Annotated in this window: 19 protein-coding genes; 9 read left to right on the top strand and 10 right to left on the bottom strand. The window is 69.8% G+C overall.

Annotated elements, in window-relative coordinates; all coding sequences use genetic code 11:
• Nucleotides 1–457 precede the first annotated feature (457 nt).
• The 5 genes from AMK16_RS18420 to dnaA all read right to left on the bottom strand — a co-directional run bounded on the left by AMK16_RS18420 (nucleotide 458) and on the right by dnaA (nucleotide 6,807).
• On the bottom strand, nucleotides 458–985 hold the full coding sequence (locus AMK16_RS18420) for a DUF721 domain-containing protein (protein ID WP_073916937.1): 528 nt from the start codon (nucleotides 983–985) through the stop codon (nucleotides 458–460).
• Nucleotides 982–2,118 carry a DNA replication/repair protein RecF gene (recF, locus tag AMK16_RS18415; protein ID WP_073916934.1) on the bottom strand — a complete coding sequence of 379 codons (1,137 nt, stop codon included), beginning with the start codon at nucleotides 2,116–2,118 and terminating at the stop codon, nucleotides 982–984. The genes AMK16_RS18420 and recF overlap by 4 nt, the downstream gene beginning before the upstream one ends.
• A gap of 76 nt (nucleotides 2,119–2,194) precedes the next feature.
• Nucleotides 2,195–3,070, bottom strand: coding sequence for a phosphogluconate dehydrogenase (NAD(+)-dependent, decarboxylating) (gnd, locus tag AMK16_RS18410; protein WP_073916931.1), 876 nt, complete (start codon nucleotides 3,068–3,070; stop codon nucleotides 2,195–2,197).
• A 188-nt stretch (nucleotides 3,071–3,258) separates the two neighbouring features.
• Complete coding sequence (gene dnaN / locus AMK16_RS18405; RefSeq protein ID WP_030153167.1) at nucleotides 3,259–4,389, bottom strand: DNA polymerase III subunit beta; 1,131 nt, start codon at nucleotides 4,387–4,389, stop codon at nucleotides 3,259–3,261.
• Between the two features lie 876 nt (nucleotides 4,390–5,265).
• Nucleotides 5,266–6,807: a chromosomal replication initiator protein DnaA gene (dnaA, locus tag AMK16_RS18395; protein WP_443333585.1), complete on the bottom strand. Its 1,542-nt coding sequence runs from the start codon at nucleotides 6,805–6,807 to the stop codon at nucleotides 5,266–5,268.
• A gap of 615 nt (nucleotides 6,808–7,422) precedes the next feature.
• On the opposite strand from dnaA, the gene rpmH reads away from it, so the two are divergent.
• The 9 genes from rpmH (at nucleotide 7,423) to AMK16_RS18350 (ending at nucleotide 13,947) form a co-directional block, all read left to right on the top strand.
• Entirely contained in the window at nucleotides 7,423–7,560 is a 138-nt protein-coding gene (rpmH, locus tag AMK16_RS18390) for a 50S ribosomal protein L34 (protein ID WP_008741645.1), read from the top strand.
• Between the two features lie 21 nt (nucleotides 7,561–7,581).
• On the top strand, nucleotides 7,582–7,956 hold the full coding sequence (rnpA, locus tag AMK16_RS18385) for a ribonuclease P protein component (protein ID WP_073916925.1): 375 nt from the start codon (nucleotides 7,582–7,584) through the stop codon (nucleotides 7,954–7,956).
• Nucleotides 7,953–8,234 (top strand): membrane protein insertion efficiency factor YidD, encoded by a 282-nt coding sequence (gene yidD / locus AMK16_RS18380; RefSeq protein WP_073916922.1) that lies wholly within the window; start codon nucleotides 7,953–7,955, stop codon nucleotides 8,232–8,234. The genes rnpA and yidD overlap by 4 nt, the downstream gene beginning before the upstream one ends.
• 3 nt (nucleotides 8,235–8,237) lie before the next feature.
• On the top strand, nucleotides 8,238–9,344 hold the full coding sequence (gene yidC, locus AMK16_RS18375; protein ID WP_073916919.1) for a membrane protein insertase YidC: 1,107 nt from the start codon (nucleotides 8,238–8,240) through the stop codon (nucleotides 9,342–9,344).
• A gap of 15 nt (nucleotides 9,345–9,359) precedes the next feature.
• Nucleotides 9,360–9,872 (top strand): Jag family protein, encoded by a 513-nt coding sequence (locus AMK16_RS18370; protein WP_073916916.1) that lies wholly within the window; start codon nucleotides 9,360–9,362, stop codon nucleotides 9,870–9,872.
• A gap of 176 nt (nucleotides 9,873–10,048) precedes the next feature.
• On the top strand, nucleotides 10,049–10,765 hold the full coding sequence (gene rsmG, locus AMK16_RS18365) for a 16S rRNA (guanine(527)-N(7))-methyltransferase RsmG (RefSeq protein WP_073916913.1): 717 nt from the start codon (nucleotides 10,049–10,051) through the stop codon (nucleotides 10,763–10,765).
• A gap of 265 nt (nucleotides 10,766–11,030) precedes the next feature.
• The gene (locus AMK16_RS18360; protein WP_073916910.1) at nucleotides 11,031–12,119 is read left to right on the top strand and encodes a ParA family protein; all 1,089 of its coding nucleotides are present in this window, start codon (nucleotides 11,031–11,033) and stop codon (nucleotides 12,117–12,119) included.
• Entirely contained in the window at nucleotides 12,116–13,213 is a 1,098-nt protein-coding gene (locus AMK16_RS18355) for a ParB/RepB/Spo0J family partition protein (protein WP_073916907.1), read from the top strand. The genes AMK16_RS18360 and AMK16_RS18355 overlap by 4 nt, the downstream gene beginning before the upstream one ends.
• Before the next feature lie 116 nt (nucleotides 13,214–13,329).
• Nucleotides 13,330–13,947, top strand: a complete 618-nt coding sequence (locus AMK16_RS18350; protein ID WP_073916904.1) for a GNAT family N-acetyltransferase — start codon at nucleotides 13,330–13,332, stop codon at nucleotides 13,945–13,947.
• 70 nt (nucleotides 13,948–14,017) lie between these two features.
• On the opposite strand, the gene trxA is transcribed toward AMK16_RS18350, so the two are convergent.
• From trxA to AMK16_RS18325, 5 genes are all read right to left on the bottom strand, one after another.
• Nucleotides 14,018–14,359 (bottom strand): thioredoxin, encoded by a 342-nt coding sequence (gene trxA / locus AMK16_RS18345; protein ID WP_030025741.1) that lies wholly within the window; start codon nucleotides 14,357–14,359, stop codon nucleotides 14,018–14,020.
• A gap of 48 nt (nucleotides 14,360–14,407) precedes the next feature.
• Nucleotides 14,408–15,367, bottom strand: coding sequence for a thioredoxin-disulfide reductase (gene trxB, locus AMK16_RS18340; protein ID WP_073916900.1), 960 nt, complete (start codon nucleotides 15,365–15,367; stop codon nucleotides 14,408–14,410).
• A gap of 125 nt (nucleotides 15,368–15,492) precedes the next feature.
• Complete coding sequence (locus AMK16_RS18335; RefSeq protein ID WP_073916897.1) at nucleotides 15,493–16,404, bottom strand: hypothetical protein; 912 nt, start codon at nucleotides 16,402–16,404, stop codon at nucleotides 15,493–15,495.
• Nucleotides 16,401–17,102 (bottom strand): RNA polymerase sigma factor SigM, encoded by a 702-nt coding sequence (sigM, locus tag AMK16_RS18330; protein WP_073916894.1) that lies wholly within the window; start codon nucleotides 17,100–17,102, stop codon nucleotides 16,401–16,403. Before sigM ends, AMK16_RS18335 begins: the two co-directional genes overlap by 4 nt.
• 126 nt (nucleotides 17,103–17,228) lie before the next feature.
• On the bottom strand, nucleotides 17,229–18,959 hold the full coding sequence (locus AMK16_RS18325) for a protein kinase family protein (protein WP_073916891.1): 1,731 nt from the start codon (nucleotides 18,957–18,959) through the stop codon (nucleotides 17,229–17,231).
• Nucleotides 18,960–18,990: the final 31 nt, after the last annotated feature.

Here is an 18,990-nt window from a genome sequence, read left to right as displayed (position 1 = left end):
CCCCGGACCAGCGTGTGCACCGGCGGGAGCGGCCGCGTCGATCTGCGTTGTCTGCCTGGCCGGTGTGGAGCCGACCGGATCCCGCGATTGAGCGGGATTCCCTCCAGTCTACCGGTACCACTGACATGAATGGGGGTTTGCGGGTACCTGAGTCCGCATGTGCCGCCCTGAACCCGCACCTTCCGACTCCCCATATCCGGGACGGGGCTCAAAGAGGCTCACACGGGCACCCAGCGCTTCGGCCTGTCAACCTCCCGCTACCGTGAGGGACGCCACCCGCGGACCGCCGCCGACGGGGGCCCGGAGCCTTCCTCGCCACCGCGTCCGGCGGTGTGGACGGGCACGCGGACGGGCTCGCGGACGGCCCGGCGGATGGGCACGCGGACGGGCACGCGGACCGGCCGGCCGCAGCCCGTGGCAGTGGCCCGCCCCCGTCGTCCCGGCTCCGGAGGCCGGCTCAGCCGTAGGTGTCCCCGGGTCCCGTACTGCCCGGCGCCCGCCACGCCCCGTACCGCTTCGGCCGCCCGCCCGGACCCTGCACCTTGATCATGCGTACGGTGCCCTGCCCCAGGTCCGCGTTGAGCCGCGCCACCAGCTGCGGAGCCAGCAGCTTCAGCTGCGCCGCCCAGGCCGAGGAATCGCACCGCACGACCAGTTCACGGTCCTCGTAGCGTTCCGGTTCACAATGGGCCGCGATCTCCGGGCCGACGATCTCCGGCCAGCGCTCCATCACGCCCGCCACCGCCATCGGCATCTCCCAGCCGCGCTCGGTACGCAGCCGGTCCAGCGCCGCCATCAGCGGCATCGGGTCCCGGCCGTCCGCACGGGCGCCCGAGCGCAGTCCCGGATGCTGCTGGCGCTTCCTGCCGGCCGCCGCGTTGCCACGGGCCCGTGCCTGCTCCCGCGCCGCTGCCAGCGCCTGCCGCGCCAGATCCACCCCCGAGGGCTCCGGGGCCTTGCGCGGTTCGTTGTCCTGATCGCTCACAGCCGGGTCACCTCACCACCGGACACCCCGAACCGCGCCCCCACCAGCACTCCCGGAACGTCATCCTCCACCGCGGCCGTCACCAGGACCTGCTCGCCCGGCGCCACCAGCTCGGCCAGCCGCTCCCGGCGCCGCGCGTCCAGTTCCGCGAAGACGTCGTCCAGGACGAGCACCGGCTCGGCGCCCTCCGAGCGCAGCAGCTCGTACGAGGCCAGCCGCAGGGCCAGCGCGTACGACCAGGACTCGCCGTGGCTCGCGTACCCCTTCGCCGGCATCTCGCCCAGGCGCAGCAGCACGTCGTCGCGGTGCGGGCCGACCAGGGTCACGCCCCGCTCGATCTCCTGCTTGCGCACCTGCGACAGGGCGTCCAGCAGCACCTCGTACACCGCTTCACGGGTGCGCGCCGCTCCGCTGTCCACCGCCTCCCCCGCCGACGACCTGTAGGCGAGGCCCAGCGGGCCGCCGCCGGGCGCGAGCTGCTCGTACGCTTTGTCCGCCAGCGGCAGCAGCGTCGCGATCAGGTCCAGCCGCTGCGCCAGCAGCTCCGCGCCCGCGCGCGCGAGATGCTGGTCCCACACGTCGAGGGTCGACAGGTCCATGGAGCGCCCGCCGTGCCGGCGCGCCATCGCCGCCGACTTCAGCAGGGTGTTGCGCTGCTTCAGCACCCGCTCGTAGTCGGAGCGGACTGCGGCCATCCGCGGGGAGCGCGCGGTGACGAGTTCGTCCAGGAACCGGCGCCGCTCACCGGGGTCGCCCTTCACCAGGGCCAGGTCCTCCGGCGCGAACAGCACCGTCCGTACGATCCCCAGCACGTCGCGCGGCCTGACCTGCGAGGAGCGGTTGATCCGGGCGCGGTTGGCCCGTCCCGGGTTCAGCTCCAGCTCGACCAGCTGACTGCGTTCGCCCTGGGTGACGGCGGCGCGGATGACCGCCCGGTCCGCGCCCATCCGCACGAGGGGGGCGTCGGAGGACACCCGGTGGCTGCCCAGCGTGGCCAGGTAGCCGATCGCCTCGACGAGGTTGGTCTTGCCCTGGCCGTTGGGGCCCACGAAGGCGGTGACGCCCGGGTCGAGGGCGACCTCGGCCCGGGCGTACGAGCGGAAGTCGGCCAGCGAGAGATGCGAAACGTGCATGCGGCGCCGACCTCCCCCGGCTTCCTTGCTGCTCTTCGTGGTGCTCCGCGGCTGCTGCGAGCCGCGGCCGTGACTGCTAGTTCTTCTCGACCGCGTGGCCGCCGAACTGGTTGCGCAGCGCGGCGATCATCTTCATCTGGGGGGAGTCGTCCTGGCGCGAGGCGAAGCGCGCGAACAGCGAGGCGGTGATCGCGGGCAGCGGCACGGCGTTGTCGATCGCCGCCTCCACCGTCCAGCGGCCCTCGCCCGAGTCCTGCGCGAAGCCCTTCAGCTGCTCCAAGTGCTCGTCGCCGTCGAGGGCGTTCACGGCGAGGTCGAGCAGCCAGGAGCGGATGACGGTGCCCTCCTGCCAGGAGCGGAAGACCTCGCGGACGTCGGTGACCGAGTCCACCTTCTCCAGGAGCTCCCAGCCCTCGGCGTAGGCCTGCATCATGGCGTACTCGATGCCGTTGTGGACCATCTTCGCGAAGTGGCCGGCGCCGACCTTGCCCGCGTGTACGGAGCCGAACTCGCCCTCCGGCTTGAGGGCGTCGAAGACGGGCTGGACGCGTGCCACGTGGTCCTTGGCGCCGCCGTACATGAGTGCGTAGCCGTTCTCCAGGCCCCAGACTCCGCCGGAGACCCCGCAGTCGACGAAGCCGATGCCCTTGGCCGCCAGCTCCGCGGCGTGCTTCTCGTCATCGGTCCAGCGGGAGTTGCCGCCGTCGACGACGACGTCGCCGATCGAGAGCAGCTCTCCCAGCTCGTCGATGGTGGACTGGGTCGCCGCCCCGGCCGGGACCATGACCCAGACCACGCGGGGGGCCTGCAGGCTGTCCACAAGTTCCCGCAGGCTGTGGACATCTGCGAGGTCCTTGTTGCGGTCGTATCCGATGACGGTGTGGCCTGCGCGGCGGATGCGCTCGCGCATGTTGCCGCCCATCTTGCCGAGACCGACGAGACCAAGCTCCATCAGGTGGTTCCTTAAGCGTTGTGGCCGTCTTTGACGGGGCCTCCTGCTTCCTGGAGGACGTCCCAGGCCCCGAGCCTACGCCGGGCGGGCCCGCCGGGCGCCACGGGGCACGCGTTGCCCCGACCATCGGCAGAAGACGGTCAGGCCCGGCCCCGCGGGACGGGAAACCGGGCCTGACCTGCGAAGAATCAACCGGAGAGACGCACCGGCATGATCAGGTACTTGTACGCCTCGTCCGCTTCGGCATCGACCGCCGGGCGCCCGCTGAGCAGTGCGGGCTTGGTCGAGGTGGTGAAGCTGAGCTGGGCGGCGGGCGAGTCGATCGCGCTCAGCCCGTCGAGCAGGAAGGTCGGGTTGAAGGCGATCGAGATGTCGTCACCCTCCAGCTTGGCGTCGACCCGCTCCACAGCCTGTGCGTCGTCGCTGGAACCGGCTTCCAGGATGAGCACGCCCTGCTCGAAGCTCAGGCGGACCGGGGTGTTGCGCTCGGCGACCAGGGCCACGCGCTTGACGGCCTCGACGAACGGGGCGGTCTCGATCACGGCGATGGAGTTGAACTCCGTCGGGAAGAGCGTGCGGTACTTCGGCAGGTCGCCTTCGAGGAGGCGGGTGGTGGTGCGGCGGCCGGCGCCCTCGAAGCCGATGAGGCCCTCGCCGGCGCCGGAGCCCGACAGCGCCAGGGTGACGGTGTCACCGCTGGTCAGGGACTTGGCGGTGTCCAGGAGCGTCTTGGCGGGCACCAGGGCCACGGCGGAGGCGTCCGGGTTCTCCGGCTTCCACAGGAACTCTCGGACCGCGAAGCGGTAGCGGTCGGTGGAGGCCAGGGTGACGCGGTCGCCCTCGATCTCGATGCGGACGCCGGTGAGCACGGGCAGCGTGTCGTCGCGGCCGGCGGCGATGGCGACCTGGGCGGCGGCGGAGGCGAAGACCTCACCGGGCACGGTGCCGGTCGCGGTCGGCATCTGCGGCAGCGCCGGGTACTCCTCCACAGGCAGGGTGTGGAGTGTGAACCGCGAGGAGCCGCAGACCACGGTCGCCCGTACACCGTCTGTGGAAATCTCCACCGGGCGGTTGGGGAGCGCGCGGCAGATGTCGGCGAGCAGCCGGCCGGAGACCAGGACGGTGCCGTCCTCCTCGACGTCCGCCTCGACCGAGACGCGGGCCGAGACCTCATAGTCGAAGCCGGAGAGGCTCAGCGTGCCCTCCTCGGCCTTCAGCAGCAGGCCCGCGAGGACGGGCACCGGCGGCCGGGCCGGGAGGCTGCGGGCTGCCCAGGCCACCGCCTCCGCGAGTACGTCGCGCTCCACCCGGATCTTCACCGGAACCGCCTCCTGCTGTTGCTCGCTCGTCTGCCGGCCTTCGTCGTCGGCTCGTCGATGCCTCGACCGATGCCGGGGACCAGTCTGACGTACGGCGCCGACAGTCGCTGCGGTCGGCGGTCAAGTCGGGGGCGAGGCGTCGGTGAGGCTTCCCGCCGAGTTGTGCACAGGGCCTGCTTGAAAACCGAAACCGGCCTCACTCTCTATGGAGGTAGTAGTAGGGCCTGTGGATACAGTGGATAACGTCGTTTGGCCAGGTCAGCCCGCGTTTTTTATCCCCACACCCTGTGGGTGGCACCGGTGGACAACACGGTGACTCTGTGGAGAACGAAAAGTTCTGCACAGGCCGTCCCCAGACGACCCCCACTACTCCACAGGTGTGTCCCCAGCTTTTCCCGGGTTCCCCACAACCCAAACGTCTACATCCGTGTGACCGCTTTCACTCGGGGCGGTGAGAGGGGGTGGCGCGTTGCCGAACAGTGGACAAGGGTGTGGAGAAGACCCCGGATCCTGTGCACAGGAGCGCCGAACCTGTGGGCAGCCCGTGGACAACGTAGGGGACAGCCCTGTGGAGGAAATATTTGTCCACAGCCTGTGGATGACACTTGCGCACAATTCCACAGGGGGCTGACCAGCCCTGATGGAACATCACCCCGCACGCCTGTGGACAGATTGTGGGTGACGCCACCCGTCCCCAGGGTGTGGACGGAAGAAAGTCCCCGAATCTGTGGATGACTTGCTCCTGCGGGGGCGTATTCGAACAGGTCAGGGGCGCGCGAACGAAGAAGGGCGCCCCCGGTGTGCTCCGGGAGCGCCCTCTGATCGCGTTTCAAGGAGCCCCGTCGGGGCCCTTCCCGGTTCTCCCGGGCGGCAGGCTCAGGCGTTCTTGATGCGGTTGGTGAGCTCGGTGACCTGGTTGTAGATGGAGCGCCGCTCGGCCATCAGTGCGCGGATCTTGCGGTCGGCGTGCATCACGGTGGTGTGGTCGCGGCCGCCGAACTGTGCCCCGATCTTGGGGAGGGACAGGTCGGTGAGCTCCCGGCACAGGTACATGGCGATCTGCCGGGCGGTGACCAGGACCCGGCTGCGCGAGGAGCCGCACAGGTCGTCCACGGTGAGCCCGAAGTAGTCGGCGGTGGCCGCCATGATGTCGGAGGCCGTGATCTCCGGGGCGCTGTCCTCGCCGCCCGGGATGAGGTTCTTGAGGACGTCCTCGGTCAGGCCCAGGTCGACCGGCTGCCGGTTGAGGCTCGCGAAGGCCGTGACCCGGATCAGCGCCCCCTCCAGCTCGCGGATGTTGCGCGAGATGCGGGAGGCGATGAACTCCAGCACCTCCGGCGGGGCGTTGAGCTGCTCCTGGACTGCCTTCTTGCGCAGGATCGCGATGCGGGTCTCCAGCTCGGGCGGCTGGACGTCGGTGATCAGGCCCCACTCGAAGCGATTGCGGAGCCGGTCCTCCAGGGTGACGAGCTGCTTGGGCGGCCGGTCGGAGGAGAGCACGATCTGCTTGTTGGCGTTGTGGAGGGTGTTGAAGGTGTGGAAGAACTCCTCCTGCGTCGACTCCTTGCTCGCGAGGAACTGGATGTCGTCGACGAGCAGGATGTCCATCTCGCGGTAGCGCTTGCGGAAGGCGTCGCCCTTGCCGTCGCGGATGGAGTTGATGAACTCGTTGGTGAACTCCTCCGAGCTCACGTACCGCACCCGGGTGCCGGGATAGAGGCTCCGCGCGTAGTGCCCGATGGCGTGCAGCAGGTGCGTCTTGCCGAGCCCCGACTCCCCGTAGATGAAGAGGGGGTTGTAGGCCTTCGCGGGCGCTTCGGCGACGGCCACCGCGGCGGCGTGCGCGAAGCGGTTGGAGGCGCCGATGACGAAGGTGTCGAAGAGGTACTTCGGGTTCAGGCGGGCGGTCGGCTCCAGCGGACCGGAGGTGGAACCGCCGGACGGGGCCGGGGCGGCGGGCCGGCCGGGGGCCTGGCGCGGCGCCTGCTGGTCGTACTGCTGTTGTTCGTACTTCTGCTGCTCGTACTGGTGCGATTGGTGTGACTGGCGGCTCTGGTGGCCCTGGTGCGACTGCTGGGAGTCGTAGGGGGCCTGCTCGTACTTCTGCTGCTCGTAGGAGCCCTGGTCGTAGCCGGAGGGCTCGGACTGCAGGTAGTTCGGCTGCGGGGAGGCGTACGGGTCGCGGTCGGGGAAGCCGCCGAGGCGCGGTTGCTGCCAGCCGTAGTCGTCCTGCTGGCCACCGCGGGGCCAGGCCCCGGGCTCGGAGCGCGGCTGCTGGTAGTCCGGGTAGGCGGGACGGGCGCTCGGCAGCTGGTCGTCGGAGGCGCCGCCGCCCGGGCGCTGGCCCCCGTACGGCTCGTAGCCGCCCTGCTGGACGGGCGGGGCGGGGGGCGCGGGCTCGCCGGCCGAATCGTCCACGGTGATGGCGATCCGGATGGGACGGCCGCATTCCCGGCTGAGCGCGTCGCTGATCAGCGGTGCGAGCCGGCCTTCGAGGACGCGTTTGCCCCACTCGTTGGGGACGGCCAGCAGTGCGGTGTCGGCGACGAGTGCCAGGGGCTGGCACCGCTCGACCCACTGCTTGTCCTTGGGCTCGATGCCCGGCTGTCCCTCCCCGAGGAGCTTTTCGAGCACCCTTGGCCACACTGCGGCAAGATCGGCAGGTACGTCAGCCACAGAGCACGCTCTCTCACAGGGGGTCCCACGAATGTGTGGTTCTTTGGGACGGTCGGGACAAAAAATCCGGGGTCGGACAACGGTAGTCAGGCCAGCGGGTACGGTTCAAGTCGTTGTCCACAGCCTGTGCACAGTGTGGGGCAGCGCCGCCTCGGTTTGACCGGATGGCGTAGCCGCGCGTACCGTAACGAGGTCGAGTTGTCGATGGCTGCTGCCGCCTGCCTACCGATGGGCGAAGGTCACTCTTAGTGATCATTTAGCGGTGTCCACTCGGGCGAACACGCGAGTTTCCTCGTGGGCGCACGGTGACAGCCAGGCGATGTCCCGCCACAACGATTCATTCTCTGGAGCCCCCGAGTGAGCAAGCGCACCTTCCAGCCGAACAACCGCCGTCGTGCCAAGACCCACGGCTTCCGCCTGCGGATGCGTACCCGTGCCGGTCGCGCGATCCTCGCGAACCGTCGTGGCAAGGGCCGCGCCGCCCTTTCCGCGTAACAACACGCAGGTCGTGACGTCGTGCTGTCTCCCGAAAATCGGCTGAGGCGGCGCGAGGACTTCGCGAGCGCGGTACGCCGAGGGCGTCGGGCTGGTCGCCCGCTCCTCGTCGTCCACCTACGTACAAGCGGTGCAACGGACCCGCACGAGCCGGGGGAGATCGATCCCTCGACGCGTGCGGGTTTCGTCGTCAGCAAGGCTGTCGGCGGCGCCGTCGTACGTAACCGGGTCAAGCGCCGACTGCGCCATCTCGTACGGGAGCGGCTCCCCATGCTGCCCGCCGGTAGCCTGGTGGTGGTACGCGCGTTGCCCGGATCGGGCGACGCCGGCCCCGACGAACTGGCCCGGGACCTGGATGCCGCCCTGACGCGGCTCCTGGGAGGCGTCGCTCGATGAAGTACCCGCTGCTCGCTTTGATCAAGCTGTACCAGTGGACGATCAGTCCGCTGCTCGGGCCGGTGTGCCGCTATTACCCGTCGTGCTCGCACTACGGACATACGGCCATCGACCGGCATGGTGCGGTGAAGGGGACGGTTCTGACCGCCTGGCGGATCCTGCGGTGCAATCCGTGGTCCCCGGGCGGTGTGGATCATGTCCCACCCCGGAAACGCCCGCGTTGGCACGAGCAGCTGCGCAGTGCGTTGCGTAGATCTCGCAATGCTCAAGGAGCCTGATTAGTGGACACGATTGCCAGTCTGTTCAGCTTTATCACCACGCCCGTGTCGTGGGTCATCGTCCAGTTCCACAGCCTGTACGGGGCGATCTTCGGCCCGGACAGTGGATGGGCCTGGGGTCTGTCCATCGTGTCCCTGGTGGTCTTGATCCGTATTTGCCTGATCCCGCTCTTCGTGAAGCAGATCAAGGCGACGCGGGGCATGCAGGCGCTCCAGCCGAAGATGAAGGCGATCCAGGAGCGCTACAAGAACGACAAGCAGCGTCAGTCCGAAGAGATGATGAAGCTGTACAAGGAGACGGGTACCAACCCGCTCTCCTCGTGCCTTCCCATCCTCGCGCAGTCCCCGTTCTTCTTCGCGCTCTACCACGTGCTCTCGGCCATCGCCAACGGGCAGACCATCGGCGTGATCAACCAGTCGCTGCTGGAGAGCGCCCGCCAGGCGCACATCTTCGGTGCCCCGCTGGCGGCGAAGTTCACGGACAGCTCCGAGAAGGTCGCCTCTCTGGGCGCCTCGATCACCGACGTGCGCATCGTGACCGCTGTCATGATCATCATGATGTCGCTGTCGCAGTTCTACACCCAGCGCCAGCTGATGCAGAAGAACGTCGACCTCTCGGTCAAGACGCCGTTCATGCAGCAGCAGAAGATGCTGATGTACATCTTCCCGGTGATCTTCGCGGTGATGGGCATCAACTTCCCCGTCGGTGTCCTCGTGTACTGGCTCACCACGAACGTCTGGACCATGGGTCAGCAGATGTACGTGATCAACCAGAACCCGACCCCGGGCAGCAAGGCGCAGGACCAGTACCTGACCCGCCTGCTGAAGCACGTCAGCACCCACGGTGACGTCAAGGGCCGGGGCAAGAAGAAGATCGTCGCGGCGATCGTGGCCAAGGGACCGGACCGCAACGACAACGAGCGCAAGTTCATCACCGCGCTGACGAAGCAGGGCATGGCCGCGCAGGCGGACGGCTCCGTGACGAAGAGTTCCGAGGCGACCGCGGAAGCGGATGCGGCGAGCGGCGGTGTCGCCACGAAGCGGCAGCAGCCGAAGCGGCAGACGAAGGCGAAGCGCCAGACGCCCCCCAGCAAGCCCTCCAAGAAGTAAGAAGGAGTCCCTCCCGTGACGGAAGGCACCACCACCGCCGCTGCCGAGGGCGGCGACACCCTGACCCGCCTCGAGCAGGAGGGTGAGATCGCGGCCGACTACCTCGAGGGTCTGCTGGACATCGCCGACCTGGACGGCGACATCGACATGGACGTCGAGGCCGACCGGGCCTCGGTGTCGATCGTCAGCGACTCCGCGGGCCGCGACCTGCAGAAGCTCGTGGGCCGTGACGGTGAGGTCCTGGAAGCGCTGCAGGAGCTGACCCGCCTCGCCGTGCACCGGGAGACCGGGGACCGCAGCCGGCTGATGCTGGACATCGCCGGCTTCCGCGCCAGGAAGCGCGAGGAGCTGGCGGCGCTCGGCGCCGAGGCCGCGGCGGACGTGAAGGCATCCGGTGAGCCGCTGAAGCTGGCCCCGATGACGCCGTTCGAGCGGAAGGTCGTCCACGACGCCGTGGCGGCCGCCGGTCTGCGGAGCGAGTCCGAGGGCGAGGAGCCGCAGCGCTTCGTCGTTGTGCTCCCGGCCTGACCGGTAGCGCGAGTGTCCGGCCCCGTCTGTGTCGCAGACGGGGCCGATGTTTGTCAGCCTGGCTTGTGAACGGCGCAGCGCCGAGCTGCCATCACCGAGACGGCAGAGACGACGTGCATGTTGAAGACGTGGTTCTTTCGGAACCATGCGGTACGGAAGACGGAAGGACGGTCCCCGTGACGGAGGCAGCGGAGCTCCCCCCGGCGCCCGAAGAGGCGCGCGCGGTGTTCGGTGAGTTTTTCCCGGAGGCTGTGCGGTACGCGGAGCTGCTGGCCGATGCGGGAGTCAAGCGCGGCCTGATCGGCCCGCGTGAGGTGCCCCGGCTGTGGGAGCGGCACCTGCTGAACTGCGCGGTGCTGTCGGAGGTGGTCCCCCAGGGGGTCACCGTCTGCGACGTGGGTTCCGGTGCCGGTCTGCCCGGCATCCCGCTGGCCCTGGTGCGCCGTGACCTCAAGATCACGCTGCTGGAGCCGCTCCTGCGGCGGACGACGTTCCTCCAGGAGGCCGTGGAGCTGCTGGGCCTGGACCACGTCACGGTGGTGCGCGGCCGGGCCGAGGAGGTGCTCGGCAAGCTCCAGCCGGTGCACGTGGTGACGGCCCGCGCGGTGGCTCCACTGGACCGGCTGGCCGGGTGGGGTGTGCCCCTGCTGCGTCCGTACGGGGAGATGCTGGCGCTCAAGGGTGACACCGCCGACGAGGAGCTGGTCTCTGCCAAGACGGCCCTGGCGAAACTCGGTGTGGTGAAGACCTCGGTCCTGCACGTGGGCCAGGGAGTGGTGGACCCGCTGTCGACAGTGGTGCGGGTCGAGGTCGGAGAAAGCCCCGGCGGGGTGAGGTTCGCGGCCAAGCGGGCCAAGGCCGCCCGGACCAGCCGCACGCGCCGACGCCGCTGACCCAAGGCCCCCCGAGGTTTCGAGCGGAGATTTCGGGGGTGTTGGGCCCTATAGGTATGGATTTCGGAGTGTCGTAGCGGCCTGGTGCCTCCGTCCGGGCATCGTGTTTCACGTGAAACGTCGCTCTCTGCTGCACGGAATCATCAGCCGCGGTCGTGTGGCTGCGACCCCTCGCCCCCGCCAGGACGCAAGGGGGACGGAGTTGTCCACATCGGTGGATTCATCCACAGGAGTACGGGCCCCGCTGGTTCGCGACCCCGGTGCCATGGCAGGCTCTGTTCATCGCGAGCCTGATGTCGAGGAGAGTGACACCGTGCGGTCCGACGCCAACCTCGCGGGGCCGATGACCGATCCGGTCCCCGGTCCCCGCTCTGAACCGGCGGGCGAGGATGTTTCACGTGAAACATCGTCTCCGCCCCTTGTGGACAACGACACGCCCATCGGCCGGGCTGCCCAGCTGGCCGTCGAAGCGCTGGGGCGCGCCGGCGAGGGACTGCCCCGGCCGGAGCAGACCAGGGTCATCGTGGTCGCCAACCAGAAGGGCGGCGTCGGCAAGACCACGACGACCGTGAACCTGGCGGCCTCGCTGGCACTGCACGGGGCGAGGGTCCTGGTGGTCGATCTCGATCCGCAGGGCAATGCCTCGACGGCCTTGGGCATCGACCACCACGCGGATGTGCCGTCGATCTACGACGTCCTGGTGAACAGCCGTCCCCTGCTGGAGGTCGTCCAGCCCGTGGTGGATGTGGAGGGCCTGTTCTGCGCTCCGGCCACGATCGACCTGGCCGGTGCGGAGATCGAGCTGGTGTCACTGGTGGCCCGCGAGAGTCGGCTGCAGCGTGCCATCGAGGCGTACGAGCAGCCGCTCGACTACATCCTGATCGACTGCCCGCCCTCGCTGGGGCTCCTCACCGTGAACGCACTCGTGGCCGGTGCGGAGGTGCTGATCCCCATCCAGTGCGAGTACTACGCGCTGGAGGGCCTCGGCCAGCTGCTGCGCAATGTCGATCTGGTGCGCGCCCATCTGAACCCGACGCTGCATGTGTCTACGATCCTGCTGACGATGTACGACGGCAGGACCCGGCTGGCCTCGCAGGTGGCGGAGGAGGTGCGCACCCACTTCGGCAAGGAGGTGCTGCGGACGAGCATCCCCCGGTCGGTGCGTATTTCCGAGGCGCCCAGCTACGGGCAGACGGTCCTCACCTACGACCCGGGTTCCAGCGGCTCCCTCTCCTACCTGGAGGCGGCGCGCGAGATCGCGTTCCGAGGGGTCGGAATGCAGTACGACGCCCAGCAGGCCCATCTGGGCCAGGGCATGACCAGCACGCAGAGTGTGGCGGAGGGGATCCAGTGAACGAGCGACGTAGAGGGCTGGGACGGGGGCTCGCCGCGCTGATTCCCGCAGCTCCACAGGAGAAGACCCCGCCGGTGATCGGTTCCGGGTCGACGTCTCCGTCGGCGGTGCCGGCGCTGAACCCGGAGCGCGGGATCGCGGCGGCCAAGCTCGCTTCGCTGGCGCAGGCCGATGTTTCACGTGAAACATCGGCCGCTGCGGCGGGTGTCTCGGTGCGTGAGGCGGCCCCGGTCGAACCGGAGGCCAATGCGGTGGCGGGAGCGACGTTCGCGGAGCTTCCCATCGGCGCAATCACGCCGAACCCGCGGCAGCCGCGTGAGGTGTTCGACGGGGACGCGCTCGCCGAGCTCGTGACCTCCATCCAGGAGGTGGGTCTGCTCCAGCCGGTGGTGGTGCGACAGGCGGCTCCCGGCCGCTATGAGCTGATCATGGGCGAGCGCCGCTGGCGGGCCTGCCAGAAGGCCGGTCTGGAGACCATTCCGGCGATCATCCGGGCGACGGACGACGAGAAGCTCCTGCTGGACGCGTTGCTGGAGAACCTGCACCGGGCCCAGCTGAACCCGCTGGAGGAGGCCGCGGCCTACGACCAGCTGTTGCAGGACTTCCATTGCACGCACGACCAGCTGGCGGACCGCATCGGCCGTTCGCGCCCCCAGGTGTCGAACACCCTGCGGCTGCTGAAGCTGTCGCCGCCCGTACAGCGGCGGGTGGCCGCGGGCGTCCTGTCGGCCGGACACGCCCGGGCACTGCTGTCGGTCGACGACTCCGTGGAGCAGGACCGGCTGGCACACCGGATCGTGGCCGAGGGGCTGTCGGTGCGTGCGGTCGAGGAGATCGTGACGCTGATGGCATCGGAGTCCACCAGTGCGGTGAAGCCGAAGGGCCCGCGAGCGGGTACCCGGGTGGCGCCGGCGCTCAGTGAACTGGCGACGCGGTTGTCGGATCGGTTCGAGACGCGGGTCAAGGTGGACCTGGGTCAGAAGAAGGGCAAGATCACCGTCGAGTTCGCCTCGATGGAGGACCTGGAGCGGATCCTCGGGACACTGGCGCCCGGCGAGGGCCGGGTGCTGGAGCAGGGACTGTCCGGGGAGTGACCCCGTAGCCCCCGAGGGGCGGATCGTGTCGGCGGGATCCGACGCGTTCCGCCCCTTTGCCGTCCGGCCGGAGCTGCGCTCTCGAAAGAGCGGGGACCAGTGGATACGATGCGTTCATGGGTCGTCGGCTGGTACCGCTCACGCTGGACAACCTCCAGGACCTGCCCCGTCGTTGCCGGTCCTGCGTGTTCTGGGAACTGGACCCGGTCAGCGGTGAAGCCGCCGTGAAGGCGGGCACGTCGGCTCAGGAGAAAGAGGCATGGATCTCCGCCGTCCTTCTGGAGTGGGGATCGTGCGGCCGCATCGTGTACGTGGACGAGATCCCGGTCGGCTTCGTGCTGTACGCACCACCCGCCTACGTACCGCGCGCCACCGCCTTCCCGACCAGTCCTGTCTCGCCGGACGCGGTGCAGCTGATCACGGCGTGGATCATGCCGGGCTATCAGGGGCAGGGCCTGGGCAGAGTCATGGTCCAGACGGTCGCCAAGGACCTGCTGCGGCGGGGGTTCCGGGCGGTCGAGGCGTTCGGGGACGCGCGATGGGAGGGCCCGGCGTGCCTGCTGCCCGCGGACCATCTGCTCGCGGTGGGTTTCAAGACGGTACGCCCCCACCCGGTGCATCCACGGCTGCGGTTGGAGCTGCGGTCGACGCTGTCGTGGAAGGAAGACGTCGAGTTGGCTCTGGACCGGCTGCTGGGCGGGGCGCGCAAGGAGCCGGCGCTGCGCCCGCTGTGAGCCGGATGGATGCGTGAAACGGGGCCGCTCCGATGGGAGCGGCCCCGTTTCACGTGAAACGTGCGAGCCGTCAGGCCGTCTTGACCTCGACGAAGTCCGACAGGTCACGCAGGATGGCGGCCTTCGGCTTGGCGCCGACGATGGTCTTGGCGACCTCGCCGCCCTGGTAGACGTTCAGTGTCGGGATGGACATGACGCCGTACTTGGCGGCCGTGGCCGGGTTCTCGTCGATGTTGAGCTTGACGATCTCGATCTGGTCGCCGTACTCGGCGGCGATGGCCTCCAGGGACGGCGCGATCTGGCGGCACGGTCCGCACCAGGCGGCCCAGAAGTCCACCAGTACGGGCTTGTCGCTCCTGAGGACCTCGGCGTCGAAGTCAGCGTCGGTCACGTTCTTGAGGGTGCCGGCCACAGCGGCCTCCTTATTCCTGCGGGGTGTGGGGTGGGGACTGGTGCGAGGTCAGACGGTCGCGTGCGCCTTCTCGGCGTCCGCGAGGGCGGCGAGGTAACGCTCGGCGTCGAGGGCGGCGGAGCAGCCGGTGCCCGCGGCGGTGATCGCCTGACGGTAGGTGTGGTCCACGACGTCACCGGCACCGAACACGCCGGTCACGCTGGTCCGGGTCGAGGGGGCTTCGACCTTGAGGTAGCCCTCCGCGTCGAGCTCCAGCTGGTCCTTGAACAGCTCGGTGCGCGGGTCGTGGCCGACGGCGATGAACAGGCCGGTGACGGGCAGCGCGGAGGTCTCACCGGTCTGGGTGTTGCGCAGGGTCACGCCGGAGAGCTTCTGCTCGCCGTGGATCTCGGCGACCTCGCTGTTCCAGGCGAACTTGATCTTCGGGTCGGCGAAGGCGCGGTCCTGCATGGCCTTCGACGCGCGCAGGCTGTCGCGACGGTGCACGATCGTGACGGACTTGGCGAACCGGGAGAGGAAGGTGGCTTCCTCGATCGCGGTGTCGCCGCCGCCGACGACGGCGATGTCGTGCTCCTTGAAGAAGAACCCGTCACAGGTGGCGCACCAGGAGACGCCGCGGCCGGAGAGGGCGTCCTCGTTCGGCAGGCCGAGCTTGCGGTGTTGGGAGCCGGTGGTGACGATGACGGCCTTGGCGCGGTGGACGGTGCCGGCGGTGTCGGTGACGGTCTTGATCTCGCCGGAGAGGTCCACGGCCACGATGTCGTCCGGGACCAGCTCGGCGCCGAAGCGCTCGGCCTGACCGCGCATGTTGTCCATGAGGTCGGGGCCCATGATGCCGTCCTGGAATCCCGGGAAGTTCTCCACCTCGGTGGTGTTCATCAGGGCGCCACCGGCGGTGACGGCGCCTTCGAACACCAGGGGCTTGAGCGAAGCGCGTGCGGTGTACAGGGCGGCGGTGTAACCGGCCGGCCCGGAACCGATGATGATCACGTTTCGTACGTCGCTCACGGGTTTCTTCCTCGTCTCTGTGGACTGCGTGCTGCCTACCGGGGGCCGGTGCGGACTCTCACCCCACCCAACGGATCCTACGGCGCCCGCATTCCCCTTCTGCTCCCCGTGCGGACCGTGGTCCGTCAGCTCCGCGGATAGGTGTGCGTGAGCAGGACCTTCCCGGGGGTACCGGCAGCCGTGGTCTCGCAGGCGGTGTCGATGAGGAAGGCGTCCACGCGGGAGGCGTCGTCCGGGTGGGGCAGGACGACCAGGAAGGCGGGAGTCCCCTGATAGCTGCCGCGCTCGGCGGCGAGCGGCGTGTCAGGACGGCCGGTCGCGTCCTGCACACAAGCGGGAACGGATGCCGCGCGGCGGTCATTGGGCGCGACCCTGGGGGCCGGAGAGGTGTTCTCCATGCCGTAGGTGTTGTTCTCCGGTTCGGTCTTGGCACCCTGCCCGGAGGCCAGCAGCTGTCGGACGTTGCCCTGGAGGCCCTGGGCGGTGTAGGAGTCGTCGCCGGTGGACGGGAGAGCGGTGGTGTGCGAGGCATCACCGCGAGCGGTGGCGTCGGGGCCGGGGGAACCGGAGGGGCCCGCGAACAGGAAGATGCCGAGGGCGCACGCGGCTGCTCCGGCCAGGCCTGCGAGTACGGCGATCCGGCGGCGGGCCCGGTGTCGCCGCCCGGGACCGCTCGGGCCGGCCGGGTGACCGGCGGGCGATGTTTCACGTGAAACATCGCGGTCGGCAGGGCCGGGTCGGGCCGCTGCTGCGGGCCGGGGCCGGGAGGCGGTCGAGTCGAGGAGGGCTTCGGCGGCCAGGGCCGCGTCGATACGGCCGGCGATGTCGGCGGGCATCCGGGCCGGGCCCGGCAGGGTGCCGAGGAGGGAGCGGATCTCCTCCAGGGAGGTGCGGACGTCGGCGCACAGGGCGCAGTCGTCCAGGTGGCGTCGGATCTCGGCACTGCGGGCCGGGGGGAGCAGTCCTTCGGTCAGGTCGGAGATCTCCGAGACGTCCGGGTGCCGGATCGTGCCGGTTGTGCCGGTTGTGGGGCTCACGGTCGTCCACCTCCGCCCTTCACTGCGTCTGGGTCTGGATGCCTGGGTTCTGCCGCTGGTGGGACGGCCGACCGCGGCGTCCGGTTCCTTCCCCTCTCGGCGGCGGTGTTATCCCCGGCATTCGTGCGCAGATGAGTGAGCATCGGGAGGAGTTTCGCCCGGCCGCGGGCGCAGCGGCTCTTCACGGTGCCGGTGGGGACGTCGAGGATGCGGGCCGCTTCTGCGACGGGGTAACCCTGCATGTCGACGAGGACGAGCACGGCCCGCTGTTCGGCCGGCAGGGTGCTCAGGGCCGCCAGGAGCTGGCGATGGAGCTCCTGACGCTCCGCCGGGGCCTCCGCGGACTCGTGGGGCTCCAGGAGCCGCTCCAGGCGGTCGGTGTCGTCGAGGGGCGCGGTCCTGCGGGAGGCGGCCTTGCGTGCGCGGTCCAGGCAGGCGTTGACGGTGATGCGGTGCAGCCAGGTGGTGACGGCGGATTCCCCGCGGAAGGTGTGGGCGGCGCGGTAGGCGGAGACGAGGGCGTCCTGTACCGCGTCGGCGGCCTCCTCACGGTCCCCGAGGGTCCGCATGGCCACGGCCCACAACCGGTCCCGATGCCGCCGCACGAGCTCCCCGAACGCGTCCGGGTCGCCCGCGGCGTGCCGCGCCAGGAGCTCCTGGTCCCGGACCGGAGCGAGGTCGTCAGCCTCAGGCTCCATGGTTCCCCTCCTCTGCCGAGGGCTCATCGCAGTACCCGGACGTGAGCCGGCACGCGCGGACTGCGTCCCGCTCACCGGACGTGTAGGGCGGAGCTGTGGGAGCTCGGCTCCCGCGGCCCCGTTCTGCTACGAGTTCCGGAAGAACGAGACGTTGGAAATGCCCTGCTTGTAGCCGGCTCGGCTGTATTCCGAAGCACCCGACTCCGGCATGGCCGTGAGCCATACGACCACGTAGCGCGTCTTGACCGCGGCAGGCGCGGCGAGGTCGAGCTGTCTGTCGGCGGTGGTCCCCACGGCGATCTTCTGCAGGCTGCCGACCGGTGTGGACGAGGACATGCTGGGTGCCGCGTAGATCGTCGCGGTGGTGTGGTCGCCACCGAACTTGAACGCTATCGAGGCGCCGCTCACGTCCTGCTCCGAGCCGAGGTCGAAGACCAGGCCGAGGCCCTTCTTGTAGGCCCCCAGGTCGGGGCCGTCATCGAACGCGTAGGTCCGCCAGTAGGAGTCGGGGTCCTTGTCGTAGCTGTTCGCGACGTCCTCGATGTTCTGGGGCTTGCCGTCCGGGTAGTACTCCTCGGCCTTCTTGATGGCGACCGGGACGCGCTCCGGTGCCTTCGGGGCGTCCTGGTTCTTGGGCTGGTTGTTGTTGCTGCTGCCGTTCTCACCCTGGGGGCGGTGGTCCAGGAGGGCGTCGGCCAGCTGCCAGCTGCCCAGTCCCAGGGCGGCGATCAGCAGGGCGGCGACGCCCCACTTCAGGGCCCGGCCGGTGCGGCTCTGGAGGGGGGGCGGCGGGGGGACGACCGTGACGGTCTGCGTCGGAGGCACGCCGGGGGGCGTGGGGCGGCCGTAGGTGCCCTGCTGGTAGGTCGTGTGCTGGTACTCCGGCGGCGCGGTGAAGGCGGGCTCCGGCGGCCGGATGCGCGGCATCGCGGCGACGGCCTTGGCCAGTTCCTCCGGAGTGGTGCAGGCGGGCTCCTGACGGGAGGCGGTGGCCCCGTCGTTGGCCAGGGCGCGCATGGCGAGTTCGCCGAGGCCGCGGTGGACGCCGGCACGGACCTGGTCGGGGGCGATCAGGCCGACCCCCTTGGGCAGCCCGGTGAGGCCGTACGCGTCGTTCTCGTACGGCCAGCGCTGGGTGAGGGCGGCGTACAGCAGTGCGCCGATGGCCTCGGTGTCGGCGCGCTGCGGGGTGTCGCTGGTGATGCCGCGCAGCGCCGCGTTCACGGCGAGCCCGCGGATCCGGTACTGACCGGAGGAGGTGCGCAGTATGGCGCTGGGCGTCAGGCGCAGATGGGCGAGACCTTCGCGGTGCGCCGCGCTCATGGCCTGGGAGACCTGGCTGACGAGTTGGTAGGCCTCGTGCGGCTCCAGGGGGCCCGCCGCGAGGAGCGCGGTGAGTTCCGTGGCGTCGGGCAGCCATTCGTGGACGACGTAGACGAGGTCGTTCTCCTCGACGGCGTCGAGCACCTGGACGAACCGGGGGTCGCCGAGGAGGGCGGAGGAGCGTGCGGCGGCCAGGACGGAGCGGGCCCGCGCGTGGTCGGCGGGCAGCAGGTGGACGCCCACGGCCCGGCGCAGCTTCTCGTCCATCGCACGCCAGCTGCTGAATCCGTCCACACGGGTGACGCACTCTTCGAGCCGGTAGCGTCTGGCGAGCTTGTGGCCGCTGTGGAGTTCGGGTGCGGCCGCGGGGGCCGCGCTCGTGCGTTCGCCGTCCTTCTCGGTCATGGGTCCGTCCGCGGCTCGTCCGTTCTGGATGTCCACCCCGTCGGCCGTGGCCTTGTCCGCCTCTGCGGCCAGCGGCTGGTCGCCACTGTTGTCGGCCACGTCGACGGCGGCCGTGCTACGTTCCGCCACCGTCGTTCCCGCCTCCCCATCCGTTGCGCGC

The sequence above is a fragment of the Streptomyces sp. CB00455 genome, from assembly GCF_001905445.1.
In the GTDB taxonomy this organism is placed as follows: Bacteria; Actinomycetota; Actinomycetes; order Streptomycetales; family Streptomycetaceae; genus Streptomyces.
This window is presented reverse-complemented; position numbering and strand designations above follow the sequence as displayed.

What these genes read in the sequence shown, in the direction of transcription:
- gnd (WP_073916931.1), bottom strand. Translation starts at nt 3,070, where the DNA reads ATGGAGCTTGGTCTCGTCGGTCTCGGCAAGATGGGCGGCAACATGCGC.
- yidD (WP_073916922.1), top strand. Translation starts at nt 7,953, where the DNA reads ATGAAGTACCCGCTGCTCGCTTTGATCAAGCTGTACCAGTGGACGATC.
- recF (WP_073916934.1), bottom strand. Translation starts at nt 2,118, where the DNA reads ATGCACGTTTCGCATCTCTCGCTGGCCGACTTCCGCTCGTACGCCCGG.
- sigM (WP_073916894.1), bottom strand. Translation starts at nt 17,102, where the DNA reads ATGGAGCCTGAGGCTGACGACCTCGCTCCGGTCCGGGACCAGGAGCTC.
- AMK16_RS18360 (WP_073916910.1), top strand. Translation starts at nt 11,031, where the DNA reads ATGGCAGGCTCTGTTCATCGCGAGCCTGATGTCGAGGAGAGTGACACC.
- AMK16_RS18350 (WP_073916904.1), top strand. Translation starts at nt 13,330, where the DNA reads ATGGGTCGTCGGCTGGTACCGCTCACGCTGGACAACCTCCAGGACCTG.